The sequence below is a fragment of the Flavobacterium sp. MFBS3-15 genome (genome assembly GCF_026107645.2).
Taxonomy (GTDB): Bacteria; Bacteroidota; Bacteroidia; order Flavobacteriales; family Flavobacteriaceae; genus Flavobacterium.
The window spans coordinates 1-15,764 of sequence record NZ_JAPCHV010000026.1 but is presented as its reverse complement, the minus strand read 5'-3'; the positions used below and the strand labels follow the sequence as shown (position 1 = coordinate 15,764).

General features: G+C 47.4%; 4 protein-coding genes. All 4 read right to left on the bottom strand.

Annotation, left to right across the window (positions count from 1 at the left end; translation table 11 throughout):
* Nucleotides 1–37: 37 nt before the first annotated feature.
* Entirely contained in the window at nucleotides 38–5,320 is a 5,283-nt protein-coding gene (locus OGH69_RS17390; RefSeq protein ID WP_265175771.1) for an Ig-like domain-containing protein, read from the bottom strand.
* Nucleotides 5,321–5,707: 387 nt separating this feature from the next.
* Nucleotides 5,708–11,881 (bottom strand): T9SS type A sorting domain-containing protein, encoded by a 6,174-nt coding sequence (locus tag OGH69_RS17385; protein WP_265175770.1) that lies wholly within the window; start codon nucleotides 11,879–11,881, stop codon nucleotides 5,708–5,710.
* A gap of 283 nt (nucleotides 11,882–12,164) precedes the next feature.
* Nucleotides 12,165–13,355, bottom strand: a complete 1,191-nt coding sequence (fabV, locus tag OGH69_RS17380; protein WP_265175769.1) for an enoyl-ACP reductase FabV — start codon at nucleotides 13,353–13,355, stop codon at nucleotides 12,165–12,167.
* Nucleotides 13,356–13,407: 52 nt separating this feature from the next.
* The gene (gene recN, locus OGH69_RS17375; protein WP_265175791.1) at nucleotides 13,408–15,060 is read right to left on the bottom strand and encodes a DNA repair protein RecN; all 1,653 of its coding nucleotides are present in this window, start codon (nucleotides 15,058–15,060) and stop codon (nucleotides 13,408–13,410) included.
* Nucleotides 15,061–15,764 lie beyond the last annotated feature (704 nt).

Here is a 15,764-nt window from a genome sequence, read left to right as displayed (position 1 = left end):
TTAGAACCGGATCTGTTGGGAAAGAAAAGACCCTTACTTATTGTTTTTTCACCACCTTGATGGTTTTCACGGCTTCTCCTGCTGTAACTTTCATTACATAAGTGCCGTCAGCAAGGCCTGACATGTCAACTTTAGTTTGTGAAGCAGCAGGTTTTACAGAAATTACCTGCTGGCCAAGCATGTTGAATACTGCTATCGATGTGATATCCGAAGAGTAAGAAACATTAAGCATGTCTTTTACCGGGTTCGGGTGATATTGGAAAGCAGCAGTATCAAAATGCGCTCCGTCCAAAGTTACCTCTACAGTAACTGAGAAGGCACCTTCACTGGAACACTGCCCAATTGTCTGAATTCCATAGTATGTAGCTCCTGTTTCAAGCTCTGTACCTGCAGGAAGCGGTGTGCCTCCGTTCAGTGCTTCTTCTTCAGTGGCATACCATGTTACATATCCCTGATAGCCATCTACAACAAGGTCTTCCAAAGTTACCTCACCGGCAACACCGGCACTAAATGACTGTTGCGACTCTCCGGTAAGGTCATCAACCGTTGTGATCGAAACCACTACAGTTGCCCTCTGCATACTTTCGCAGCCATCAATTGTCTGTGAAGCATAGTACAGCATTCCACCGTTAAGCTCGGCACCTGCATCAAGAGCAGTTCCACCGGTTGCTGCAGCATACCACTGGATGCCATCGCCTGTAGCCATAAGGTCGGCCACAGTAGCGCTGTTACAGAAGGATTGCAGCGGCATAGCCACCGGAGCAACAGTAGCGTTGAATGCTACAGTAACCATAGCCCTTGTTGCGCTTTCGCAGCCAACAACGGTTTGAGAAGCATAGTACATGCCTCCGTTTGTAAGCGCTGTTGAAGACGATAGTGCAGATCCGCCGGTAGCAGAAGCATACCATGTAATATCGGCACCGGCAGTTCCTGTCGCAGTAAGGTCTGCTACAGTGGCACCGTTACAGAATGTTTGTGTAGCAGCAGCGTCCGGCGCAGCAGGAGTGGTAAGCGTTACCGTTACCATTGTCCTTGCCATGCTTTCGCATCCTTCTACCCATTGAGAGGCATAGTATACCCCACCATTGGTAAGCGCCTCAGATGAAGCAAGTGCATTTCCGCCTGTTTCGGCAGCATACCATGTAATCTCGCCTGCAGCATCAAGGTCGGCAACTGTAGCCGAGTTACAGAATGTTTGCGTAGCAGCGGCATCCGGAGCGGCAGGCGTAGTAAAGTCTACAGTTACCATAGTCCTTGTTGCACTTTCGCATCCGCCAACCGTTTGCGATGCATAGTACATACCACCGTCAATAAGGGCAGTAGTACCTGCAAGGGCAGTTCCGCCTGTAGCATCGGCATACCATTGAACTCCTGTACCAGAAGCCATAAGCCCGGCTACTGTACCTGAGTTACAGAATGTTTGTGTAGCTGCAGCACTTGGCGCGGCAGTAACATTTACCACAACAGCCACTGCTGTCCTTGACGGGCTTTCGCATCCGTTAAGCGTTTGTGATGCGTAGTAAACGGTAGTCCCTGTAGGGAATGCCGTTGTACCTGCAAGAGCTGTTCCGCCCGTAGCGGCAGCATACCACTGTACGTTTGTACCTGTAGCCACAAGCTGCGATACCGTGCCTGCGTTGCAGAATGACTGGATATCGTTAGCCACCGTAGGGGCTGCAGTAACGTTTACAGTAACAGTTACAGGTGTCCTCATTACGCTTTCGCACCCGTTAGCAGTTTGCGAAGCATAGTAAGTAGTACCATTTACAAGTGCCGTAGTACCGGCAAGCTGTGTACCTCCCGTCGCGGCAGCATACCACTTGATGGCTGTACCTGTAGCAACAAGGCCCGTTATAGTAGCACCGCTACATACGGACTGTGCTGCATTGGCAGCTGGAGCCGGCGTGCTGATGTGTGTTACTTCTACCGTATCTGAAATTGAGCAGCCAAATGGGTTGGTTGCCGTAGCAGTATAGGTTGTAGTTGCTGTCGGCCTGGCATATACGGTAGCCATTGGCTGTCCTGTATATGCCATGGTAGCCGCAGCATCTGTATAAAGGCCTGCCTGTGGCGCCCAGGTAATATCGGCACCCTGCTGGCCTGAAATGCTTACGTTATCTATAGCCCAGAAGTAACCCCACGCGGCATCAAACTTAAACCTGATATATACTACAGGCTGATTAAGGAACGGAGCCGTAAGCGGTACGTTACCGGCTGCAAATGCAGTATACCCGCCGGTATTGGCGCTATATGTCTGAAGGGTTGTCCAGGTTGTACCGTCAGTAGAAGCTTCAACCTTAGCGGTAGAAGTTTGCCATTGCTGGTAGAAATGATGGAATGCTACTGTTGCAGAAGCATATCCTACAGTACTAAAAGAAGGAGACCTCAAAATTACCGAAGTTGTGCTTCCGTTACCCTGTGAGTCACTGTTTGAAAGGTAGAACTGTGTATCGTCGTTGCTTTCAACCGGATTATATCCCGGAATGGTGTAACCATTAGGGCGAAGTGTCCATGCAGCATTAGCAACAGTACCGCCTGTAGAGTTGTTTACCGTTGTCCAGTTATTGGTAGCAGCATTAAAGTTCTCGCTAAGTATTGTTGCAACAGTTGTACCGCCTGTAGCAGCAATTGCTACCGCCGAGCCGCCTTCGCAAACCGAAGCCGCATCTGGAAGCACAAGGGCCGATGGCAATACATTCACGTTTACTGTAAAGGTTGTAGTTGTTACACATCCTGAAACTGTATTAGATGCTGTCAGCGTATAAGTTGTAGTTGCAGCAGGGCTGAATGTGAATCCTGTTGTGGCATTTCCTGAAACACCTGCAAGCGGCGACCATTCGAAGGTATCGAATGCCGATGCACCCGCGGTAATCGTAACCACATCGCTGGCCTGGCCTGCACAAACTGTATCGGAAGCAGCACTAAGCGTAATAGCTGTTGGCGCTGTAACTGTAAATGTATTTACTGTAGTAAATGTACCTGAAACCGTTGTTACTGCCACTACACCTGAAACTCCGGCCGGAACCACAGCTACAATTTGCGTAGTACTGGTAGTAGGAGTAACAGTTACCGGCGTTCCTCCTACCGTTACAGTAGCATTGCCAAGATCTGTACCTGTGATTATAAGGTCTGACACAGCCGCGCATGCAGTAGCAGGCGTGAATGAAGTAACTACAGGAGCCGGAGGAAGTACCGCATTTAACGTATAATCTTCAAAAGATCCGTAGGTGTCTGCGTAGCAAGGGCCAGAAGGGCCAGAATCTGTATCAGTAGCACCTATCCTCATCCTGTGATTGCCTGCAAGCGATGCATTAGCAGGAATTGTGAATGAACCGCTAAGTATAATAGGGGTTACATTTCCTGAAAGGCCGGTGTATACCAATTCGCCAGCATCCGTAAAATCAAGGTCATTATTCCAGTCTACCCAAATCTTCGTACCATAAGTATAACAGGTAGTCCCCGCACAGGTATTGAAGGTAATGCTGAAGTTAACCGTTGAGCCAATGTTGCCATTAGCCACCATGGCAGAATAGTTGCCATAATTTCCGGCTTCGCCCGCGGTAGCGTTGTTAACACCGCCAATGGTAACGTTGGTTATACCTGTACCATCTACGCTTGTGGGCGCCGGGGTACAGTAGCCGGTATAGAAGCTTGTAGGGCCTGACCATGCACTCTTATCAGAACCTGAGCATACCGACCGTACCCAAACATAGTTTGTTGTATTTGGCGCAAGGCTTCCAAGGGTTGCGGTTGTAACACCTGCACCCACAGTTCCTGATGCGGTTGTACCTGCGGTAGGAGCCGTATTGGTTGTACTGGTATAATACTCATAGCCGTTTGCAGGAGCCGGTGTTGGCGCTGTCCACGATACCGTTCCTGAAGTTGTAGAAACAACTGCGCTTGTAAGTGCCGTTGGAGAAAAACAAGTTGGAGATACAGTGATGTTTATGTCATCAAGGAATATCCAAAACTGGTTAGCGGCAGAATAGGCATGGAATCCGAAATAATACACGCCCGAAGCTGCAGGGGTAAAATCTACCGTATTATTCAGAGGGCTTGTAGAAAAACTTGTATGGTCTGCAATAGGCAGGGTCATTGACGCTGCCGAAGGAGCTGTACCATACATTACCTTCATTTTTTCAGTAAATCCTGCACTACCGTACTTATAAGTAATCCTGTACGAAGTGCCAGCCGTAAGGTTAAGCCCTTTGGTAAAGAACCATGAGTTGGCCGCAGCAGAAGTGCTATAAGCATACCTTAATGCTTTATTTGTAAAGCCATAAGCCGCAGGGCTGTTAGTGGCCCATGCATTTCCGGAAATGGCCTGAACGGAGGTACAAGCCGGGAGCGCCGGTGTAGTAACCGATTCAAAATCCTGTGTATACGGAATGTCCTGCGGATCACAGGCTGTAGTAAAGCCCGCCACAGCTGTCCATGCTGATACCCCATCAGTACCGCAGTTGCCCCTCACCCATACATAATATGGCGTATTGGGAGTCAACCCTGAAATTGGCGCTGTAAGGACTCCTGCACCTACACTGCCTGATGGTGTTGTACCAGACGTCGGCGCTGTTGATGATGCCGAGTAGTAGTACTCGTAGCCGGCAGAAGGAGCGGATGCCGATGCAGCCCACCCTATCGTAGCCCCGGTTGTGGTCACCGTAGGTATATTAACCCCGGTTGGGGCAAGGCATGGCGCAACTGCTCCAAAGAATTGGATCCTTGCAAGCAGGTTTGTCCTTCCGGTTGCTGTCGGAGGGGTTGCCGGGTTCGGATTTGTAGTGTCGTTCCTATAATATATTGCAGTATCGGTGGAGCCTGTGTAAGATCCCCAGTACGTATCCCCGGTAGACCAGTTAGCCGAGTTCTCGTCAACCGCAACAATAAGGTTGCTTGTGCCGTTGTAGGCAAACGGAGTGGTAAAGGTGATTTCCATCCAGCTCGAACCAACCGGGGTTATAGTCCCGCTAAAAACCTGGGTAAGGTTTGCGACAGGCTCCCAATCGGTAGTAGAAGCAAAAGAGTTTTTTGCCGTATGGCCTACATACACCGTCCAGCTGTTCCAGTTTGCCACCGGCGTTGCAAGCGTGCCTACATAAAACCTTATTTTCGTAATGTTACCTGCTACCCCGCCTGATGCTGAGTATTCGCTGGCTTTTACAATTTGCTGCGTGTAATTATACCCGTAGTTGGTATACGCCGGCATTAAATAAGAGTTGGACGTAGTGCCCGAACCGATTTCCACTGTACCGGTTTGCCCCTGCCCGGCCGTGACCGAAAACAAGGCATAAAGCACCAGGCAGAAATGCCAAAACCTCAAATTTTTCCCAGAATTTGAGGTTTTAAAAATAGTAGTGTTTTTCATTTAATAAAAATTATAAATTATTGTTAATAAAATTAACCAATAATCTTAAAATCAGCAAAAATATAGGGAATTTATTTAATTTTTAAATATAAGGAAACACATCAAAACATTCATTGAATATTTATTAACGAAATCGAATATGAGCATATCTTTTTTAAGGATTAATCAATGAAATTGTCGTTTGATAAATTTATAACCAATCTAAATAATAAATAATTGTAAGAGATATTGTGCCAGTTGTAGCCAATGTGTAAATTTTATGTTAAAAAAAGCAATTTCAAAAATAAAAAAAAAGCCGCCCCAAAGGGCGGCTTCATTATTACCATATTGCTCAGTGAGCGACTACTGCTTTTTAACTACTTTAATAGTTTTTACAGTATTTCCGGCTGTTACATTTACAATGTATGTAGCATCAGCCAGACCTGAAAGGTCAATTTTCACTTCTGCAGCATTTGGCTGTTTAGCCAATACCTGCTGGCCAAGAAGGTTGTGTACTGTTACCGAGGTAATTTCCGTAGTGTACGAAATGTTCAGTATATCCCTTACCGGGTTAGGGTACACGCTGAAAGCGTTGCGACCGAAATCATCTTTACCAAGCACAAGGTCTACAAGTACAGCGATATAAGCGCTTGTACACTCGCCCACCGTTTGCGTACCGTAGTACGTTGAACCGTTTGTAAGCTGAGTACCTGCTTCAATCGCATTAGTACCACTCATTGCATCCTCAGCCGTTGGGTACCATGTTACAGTACCGTCTGCTGTTACAACGATATCCTCGATAGTAGCTTCTTCAGCAGTACCGGCAGTGATGGTCTGTGTTTCGTCGCCTGCAGGGGCATCCGGAACAGCAGGTGCATCATTGATAACTACCGTAGCAGTAGATGTACATCCCTGAGGGCTCTGAACTGTTACCGTATAAGTACCCGGCGCTACGTTTTCAAATATAGACGAAGGTCCAAATGTAGTACCGTCTATGCTGTAGGTATACGCGTCGGCCAATGGAGATGTAACTTCGATAGTTCCCGTAGCAACAGCACATGTAGGCTGCGTAAGCGTTGTTACAGGTGCATCCGGTACAACAGGTGCAATATCGATAGTAACCTGAGCGGTAGATACACAGCCCGTAGTGTTTTGAACAGTTACCGTGTATACACCCGGAGCAAGTCCGTCAAACGATGTTGATGCCTGGAAGGTTGTACCATCTACACTATAAGTATAACCAGCTCCAACAGGTGAAGTGATTCCGATTGATCCGGTAGGCTCCGTACATGTAGGCTGTGTAACCACAGTTACAGGGGCATCCGGAACAACAGGGGCAGTATCTATAGTAGCCTGTGCGGTAGCGATACAGCCTGTAGTGTTTTTGGCGGTTACCGTATATACACCCGGTGCAAGGCCATCGAACGATGTTGCTACCTGGAAGTTTGTACCATCTACACTGTAAGTATAATCAGCCCCAACAGGTGAAGTGATTGCAATCGATCCCGTAGGCTCAGTACATGTAGGCTGTGTAAGCACAGTTACAGGAGCTGAAACTGTAGAGATAGTTACTGTAACCAATGTCCTTGCTATGCTTTCGCATCCTGTTACGGTTTGCGACGCGTAGTAAGTACCACCGTTGGTAAGGGCAGTTGTGCCGTCAAGGGCAACACCGCCTGTAGCTTCGTCATACCATGAGATGGCAGCACCCGCAACTCCGGTAGCCGTAAGCCCGGCCACTGTACCGGCATCGCAGAATGTTTGCGTGGCAGCAGCGGTTGGCGCGGCAGGAACATTAATTGTAACTGTTACAAGAGTCCTTGCAGTACTTTCGCAACCATCAACAGTTTGCGAAGCATAGTAAGTACCACCGTTAGTAAGTGCCACTGTAGCTTCAAGGGCAACGCCTCCTGTAGCTTCGTCATACCACTTGATAGCAGTTCCTGTAGCTTCAAGATCGGCAACCGTACCGGCGTTACAAACTGTAAGTGTAGCGTCAGCTGTCGGTGCAGCTATCGCATTAATCGTCAGTACACCATTTACGCTTGTTGTTCCATCCCAGGCGCCTGCGTTATATCCACCATAGAAGAAATCACCATTAGCATACCTGAAACGGCTTGCGTAGTAATAGGTACCTGCAGGGAGCCCTGCTATAGTATACATATACTCGTCATTATTTCCACTTTGTACATTAAAAGTGGCAAGGTGCCAATCGGCTTCCGCCCATTGAGACGGGTTTGTATTTGTTGAAGAAACACCAATCCATGCTGAAATTCCTGTTCCTGCACCGGCAGCCTCTGTAATACCCGCTTTATAAACCTGGGCATATACAGTAAGGTCCTGACATGTATTGATGGTTGCATTTGCAGGGTGCTGAACATTTGCCCAGTTGATATCGCAGTCAACCACGTTTACGTTAACATTAGCCGTTGCAGTACATCCTGCAGCAGTTGTAGCAGTTGCAGTATAAGATATTGTTCCTGCTGTAGCTGACTTAACATATACTGTACCGGCATTTGCTCCTGCAACATAAGGTACAGTCGCAGCGGCATCGGTAAACAAGCTTGTTGCCGGTGACCATGTAACAGGGTTTGTAACCATGGCTGTAAACCTGGCATTCAGCCTCTTGTCAGAAAGTGTTCCGGTAGTAGCGCTGTTATTGCTTGTCACCCAGTTTACAGTATTACCTGTAGTCTGTGTAAAATAAGTTTGCGAATTGTTTGTCGAGTTGGCACCATTCATGGTAATCTCCATTACGATGTTTGATGTACCGTCCCATGCGTATGGCGTAGCAAATGTTATTGTCTGCCATCCTGTAGCTGTATGTGTAAAGGTTTGCGGGCCGTATACTGTAGTAAATACAGGCGTAAGGAAAGTATTGTTCGCAAAAGTTGCATTTGCCGTAGTTGCAAGCTTAACAGTAAAGTTATTATTGTTTGCAGAATCTCCCAGCGTAGCTACTTCGAAAGAAACAGAGGTAAGATTTCCTGCCATCAGTCCGGATGCCGCAAGATCAGCAGCAGAATAAATGATCTGGTGCTTGTATGAACCCCAACGGTTATTGAATGCTGTCGGATGTTCAATATCTCCTGTTTTTGTTGTAGCAGTACCCACAGTACCGGTTGAATTATTATCGCCACCTGTAGCTACAAGGGCAATTGCAGTATCAGCACAAAGCGTGCCTGCAGGCTGGGTTACCGTTACAGCATTAGGCAATACATTTACTGTTACAGCTACTGTCTTGGTTGTAGTACACATGCTGCCGGCAGTTTGCATTGCAGTAAGCGTATAAGTTGTCGTAACTGTAGGGTTAAATGTCCATCCTGTTGTTGCGTCACCTGTAACACCTGTAGAAGGCTCCCACGTGTACGTGTTGTAATCCGCGGCTCCTGCTGTTACAGTAACTAAAGCAGATTGTCCGTTACAGATAGCTGTAGCCGATGAGCTCAAAGTAAGTACCGGCGGAGTTGTTACGGTAGCGATTACCGGAACCCTTGCAGAAGAACAGCCTGTAGCAGTAATTGCGCCAAAAGCGATATTTAGCCTTTTGTTTGAAAGCGTACCTGTTGTAGCGCTATTGTTACTGTAAACCCAGTTTACAGTATTGGCGGCTGTTTCAGTATAATAAGTAATACTGTTATAAAGGCTGTTGGCACCACTCATTGTAATTTCAAGTACAATGTTAGAAGTTCCGTCCCATGCATAAGGCGTGGCGAAATTGATGGTTTGCCAGCCTGTAGCTGTGTGCGTATACGTTTGCGGACCGTAAACAGTGGTAAAGGTCGGGGCAAGGAATGTAGTATTCGCAAAAGAGGCTTCTGTTGTAGTTGCAAGCTTTACGGTAAAGTTTGCATTAGTGGCAGCATCTCCAAGAGAGGTTATATTAAACGCTATCGAGTTGATGTTGCCCGGTAATATACCTGCGGCAGTCAGTTCGGCAGCAGTGTATATAAGCTGGTGCTTGTATGAACCCCAACGGTTATTGAAAGCTGTTGGCTGCTCGATATCAGTTGTAAGCGTAGTAGCATTGCCTACAATGCCCAATCCGGGACCCTGGCTCACAGCGGCTACATAATAAGTAGTTGTCGCTGTAATTTGCGGAGTTACGAACGTTGCACCGTTACCCAAAACTGTACTTCCATTTTCAGAAGCATACCAAAGGTATTGTGTAGATGTACCCGTTGCTGCAGCTGTCAGCGATACAGTTCCCTGTCCACATACGCTTCCTCCTGTTGTACCAGTTACATCAGGCGAGTCGCAAAGAGTTGTAAATGTACCTGACAAGCTCCAGTCACTAAAATCCGATCCACATACACTCCTTACAAACACATAGTACGTTGTAAGCGGTGTCAGTGGTGATATACTGGCCGAGAATCCGGAAGCATCCGTACCCGCGCCTGCTGGAGTAGTATTTGATGTCGAAACCACATATTGGTAACCTGTAGGAGAACTTGATAACGGAGCATTCCAGTTAATTGTCGCGCTATTTTTAGTGATAAGCGTTGTAGCAGCAACAGAAGGAATGTCGCACGCAGGAACTTCCTCTAGAAGAATGTTTCCTATGTGGAAATCATAATCATTCGTGTTATCAGTCGGACCGTCAGTTGCCTGGAAAGCAATCTGGATAGTTTGCCCAACATAATTATTACCATTATTATTAAGCAGCACTGTAAAGTCTGTTAACTGGTTGGTAAGTGATGGTGCACTTGCTGCATCAATAGTATAAAGAGGAGTCCATACAGCTCCACATCCGTCTGTAGATACCAAAACCACAACCTTATCGTCAGTGCCTATCATTCGGGCCGCATCAGCACTGGCAGTTCCGGCAGCCGAAGACGACCAATCGGTTACAGCCGCTTTGAATTTTAGCCTTGTATTAGACGTAATGTTAATCTTAGGACTGATGATCCATGCATTTTGCGTATTGCCATATAGGTTGATCCTCGCTGTTGTAGCTCCAAAAGCCGTAGCGCTGGTCCAGCCGGCAGTAGTTCCAATTACGCTTACAGGATTGGCATTTGTCGGAGCCGTACCTGCTGTAGTAGCAATAGTTGCCTCATACCAGCCCGGAAATACGGTATGCAGGTTAGTACCTGTAAAACCTGTAAAATTAACTGTAAGCGGAAGCGGGTTCGCTTCTGTCGCCGGGCCTGTAGTAATAGTAAGTGCGGCAGCGTTGGCTGCATTCATATAAACGTCGTATGGAGCTGCAGAGCCACAACGATTGTATTCATAAACCTTAATATAGTAAGTAGTGTTACAGGTAAGTCCTGTTACAGTTACCGATGTGCCGGTACCGTCGTATACCATTTGCTGTCCTGTATTTGCAAACAATGCAGCAGTAGTAAATGCAGGTGTAGCAGCACCGTATGAAGGGTCTGTTATGGGAGTATTGCTCACAATAACGAATCTGCGTCCGCCGCCACCGTTTGTCCAGGAAATTGCTACTGCAGAAGGAGTACCTGCGACTGTTAAAGCCGTGGCTCCAGCTGTAGGTGCAGCCTGAGGATTGATGGTTGTAACATCTGAATAAACTTCACCACCACCGGAACAGGCTACTTTCAACCTGTATTGTATCACGGCTCCTGCAAAGTTTGGCGGAGTATAGCTTGCGGTTGTAGCCCCGGTGCCACCGGTCACGTTTGCCCAGTCAGTACCGTTAAGCGATTCCTGCCATTGGTAAGTAATACCATCATAAGTAGTTGACGTAGCACCCGTAACGGTTATTACACCCGGTGCAGCGCTGTTACACACAAACCTGTTTAAGCTGGTTGAAACTGTACCTGCTACCGGGTTTCCTGTACAGGCCGGCGGAGGCGTAAAAGTATATGTCAGGCCGTTGGTAAAGCCAAGCGGGCCATTAAAGTTAGCTATAGAGCTTGATGTAATTCCGGTCCTTACCTCTGTAGGTGTGTCCCAGGAACCTGTCGTTGGAACCGTCAGGCCTACGTATCCCGTTGTAGAACTTTTAATACCTACCTGCGGCTGGTAATCTGTCGTAGCAGCAAACGGAGGGTTTCCGCCATAAACAAACCTGATCACACGGTTTACCGTATTCATTCGGATCTGGAAGTTGAAAGTTTCTACTTTATTATACCTCCTGAAGTTGACCCATTCGATTACTATCTCATCACCTTCCTGAGCCCACTTTATAGCAGAAACCCCGGCTGCACCCACATTAAGATCCGCAGAAAACGGAGCAAGGAAAACATTATTTCCTGTATTGTCGCTCAACACGCGGTAGTTCGAATTACTTGGGGCAGAAGTTCCTCCCAACTGGAGTTGCCCGTTACTTGTTACATAAAATGTAGTGTAGGAAGTTCCCGCAAAAACAAATGGTACCGGCATTGTAATCTGCCCCGAAGCATAACTGTCCCTGGAAGGGGCACCGTCAGTCGAGGTTACAATCACCGTACCGCCCGCTAATGGCGTGTACGTCCCATTGGATTGTGCAAACGAATATAAATCCGCCTGCGCAAAGCTGCCTGTGATGCAAAACAGCATCATAAAGGCAACCAATAAGGTAAATTTTCTCATAGTTTAATTATTATTTTTAAAAAGTTAATAAAATTATAAATTTTAAAGCTATGATTTTACCAAAATCCAAAACAAGTTATATTTTTAAGATTTAATAACTATTTGTTATATTTAATTATAAATAATCTGTTAAATAGCATTTTAATTTTATTATTTAAATATTAACTTAACAGTAATGTGTTAAAATATTATACGGTTTTACGTATCAAAAGCCTTGATTATTAACATAAAATGTATAAAAAAAGCCCTACAAAGGGCTTTTTATGGTTAATTATCAATAAAATTACTTCACACTTTCAATACCTACCATCTCATTGGCGTCAGCCTTATAATCGACACCGGGGTAATCAAACCCGAATAGGTTATAAAAGTCTTTACGATAGCCTTCAAGGTCGCCAATTTCAGAAAGGTTCTCTGTAGTGGCCTGTTCCCAAAGCTCAGCTACCTTGGCCTGCACGTCATCGCGCATTTCCCAGTCGTCTATACGGATGCGGCCTTTATCATCCACAGGCACTTCGCCGGCCGTGTAAAGCCTTTCAGCATACAGGCGCTGCATCTGCTCAATGGTACCCTCGTGGATGCCCATCTCTTTCATCGTCTTATATAATAAGGATATATATAAAGGTATTACCGGTATGGCCGAACTCGCCTGCGTAACCAGCGCCTTGTTTACCGATACATAGGCCTTCCCTCCTATTTCCTTCAGGTTATCTGAGATTTCAAATGCTGTGGCCTCAAGGTGGTCCTTCGCACGGCCAATGGTGCCTTTCCTGTATACCGGCTCAGTGAGCGCGGGCCCTATGTACGAATAGGCTACCGTAAGCGCACCCTCTGCCAAAAGGTTTTCTTTTTTCAGGGCGTCTATCCACATGGCCCAGTCCTCACCGCCCATTACGGTAACTGTGTTCTCGATGTCATCGCCCTCGGCAGGCTGTATGGTCACTTCCGACACTTTACCTGTGTGGAAATCTACCGTTTTGTTGCTGAACACCCCGCCTATCGGCTTTAGTGTTGAGCGGTGCAGCACACCTGTTTCCGGATGCTGGCGCACCGGCGAGGCAAGGCTGTAAACCACAAGGTCCACCTGGCCCAGATCGGCCTTGATCAGGTCGATCACCTGTTGCTTCACCTCTTTGGAAAAAGCATCGCCATTGATGCTCTTGGCATAAAGCCCGGCGGCGTGCGCCTCTTTTTCAAACGCGGCAGAATTGTACCAGCCCGGCGAAGCGGTCTTACCCTCCATCGGCGGCTTTTCAAAAAATACACCAATAGTTGCGGCATCGCTGCCAAAAGCGCTTGTTATCCTTGACGAAAGACCAAAGCCGGTTGAAGCGCCTATTACCAGCACCTTCTTAGCCCCCGCGATAGGGCCTTTCGATTTTACATATTCAATCTGTTGCTTCACATTTTGCGCTGCACCGTCCGGGTGGGCGGTCAGGCAAATGAATCCTCTCATTCTTGGTTCGATGATCATATCTTCAGAAATATAGTTTGTTGAATTAGTAGGGCAAATATAACCTGATTTTTTAGTTCAGCAATGCCCTCGCATGGTTTAGCGCCGAATCGGTAATATCCTTACCGGAAAGCATCTCTGCAATTTCCCGTACGCGCTCGTCGTGCGAAAGCAGCTTCAGTTCCGATACCGTGGTCTCGCCCTGAGTGGTCTTGAACACCTTGTAGTGCTGCTGCCCTTTCGAGGCTATCTGCGGCAGGTGGGTTATGGCAAACACCTGCATGGTGCGGCTCATGCCCTTCATGATGTCACCCATTTTGTTGGCCACCTCACCGGAAACACCCGTATCAATTTCGTCAAAAATAATGGTCGGCAGTTTGGAGTATTCGGCCAGCACAGCTTTTACCGCAAGCATGATGCGCGACATTTCCCCGCCCGAAGCCACCTTTTTCAGCAAGCCGAAATCAGTACCTTTATTGGCCGAAAATTGCAGGCTCATCACGTCCTTACCATTGGCATAATAAGTACCCGATGCCGTTACCTCAAACTTAAACCTTGCATTCGGCATGCCCAGCTGTGCCAGTATTGCAGTAACCTTTTCGGTAAGCACCGGTATGGCACGCTGCCTCTGCTCATGCAGCAATGCCGCAGTATCGTCGGCCTGTGCGCTGTATTTTCCGCTTTCGGCAACCAGCTTTTCGATAGACGAATCAATATCCCCGGCCAGCAGCGCCTTGCTGTCCAAAGCCTCCTGAATCGAAAGCAGTTCTTCAACTGTCGCTACGCTGTGCTTCTTTTGCAGCGAATAGATCAGCTGCAACTTCTGGCTAACGCGCTCCAGCTCTTCCGGGTCGTTGGACAGGTGCTCATAGTTTTGCGAAAGCCCGCCGGCAATGTCATCCAGTTCGATGAGCACGCTCGACACCCTTTCGTAAAACTCATTATATTCTGCCGATATGCCGCTTATCTTTTGCAGGGCGGCTTTTATTTCCTTCAAATTCTGTATGGCGCCCATCTGCTCCTCATTGGCCACAGCCAGCGCTCTTGCCAGCGATTCCCTGATGAACTCCACATTGCCCAGCTTCTCCAGGCTGCCTTCCAGTTCCTCCTGCTCCCCTGCTTTCAGGTTGGCCGACAGCAACTCCTGCAGCAGGAATGCATTGTAATCCTCTTCTTTGGATAGTGCCGCCTTTTGCTCCTGTAACTTCCTCAGCTCCGCCTGCACTTTTTTATATGCCGCCAGCTGTTCTTTATATTGTGCCAGTATAGGGCCGTTGCCGGCCACGGCATCCAGTATCTGCATCTGGTAGGCCTCATCGCTCAGTTCCCTTGTCTGCTGCTGCGAATGGATATCGATAAGACTGTCTCCCAATTGCTGCAATTCCTGCAGGTTTATGGGGCTGTCGTTCACAAAGGCGCGCGACTTCCCGGACGGGAGGATCTCCCTGCGGATGATGGTCACCTCTTCATAATCCATGTCGTTTTCATCAAAGAAGTCCTTCAGGTTGTAATCACTGATACCAAAGTGGGCCTCCACCACGCATTTCTGCTCCTTGTCTTTTAACGACGAAAGGTCGGCGCGGTTGCCCAGCACCAGTCCGAGCGCGCCGAGCAAAATGGACTTACCCGCCCCGGTCTCGCCCGTAATGATGGAAAGATTATTGGAAAAATCGATATGAAGGTGCTCTATGAGCGCAAAGTTCTTTATATGTAGTGTTTGCAGCATGGGTATCGCGATAGCATTACAAATATAGTATTTTAGGTTAAATATATCCTGCATATAAACACAGTTCATTGCGCACTGCCGATAAGTCCTCTCCCCGGCCCTCTCAGGTCGCTTCGTAATGCTTCCTCGCGATGACTGAGGGTGACGGGACGTAACACTCATACCTGATAGTTTCTTAAGGAATCGCTCTGTCATTTCGGCCGCAGCGCAGCGGAGTGGAGAAATCTCAGAATACCCAATTAAAGTCCTCACCCCAACTTCCTCTCCAAAGGAGAGGGTAGCTGCGCTCATACTGAATAATCCTCTCCCCGACCCTCTCCAAAGGAGAGGGTGACGGGACGTAACACTCATGCCTGATAGTTTCTTAAGGAATCGCTCTGTCATTTCGACCGTAGCGTAGCGGAGTGGAGAAATCTCAGAATACCCAATTAAAGTCCTCACCCCAACCTCCTCTCTAAAGGATAGGGCAGCTATACTCTTACCGAATAGTGCCGCTCTATGCTCCGCAAAGTCTCCTGACTTTGCGGTAGTGTTTAAGGGTCTCCGACCCTTACTATGCATGTCGGAGACATGCCATCGCTTCCACAAAGTCAGGAGACTTTGCCTTTACTTTGAAGTGTGATATAAATTGATTAATTTTCAAAGGAGAGCAGAGGTGAACTACAGACTTTGCTAGTTGTAATAACTATGTTCCGCATTAGTCC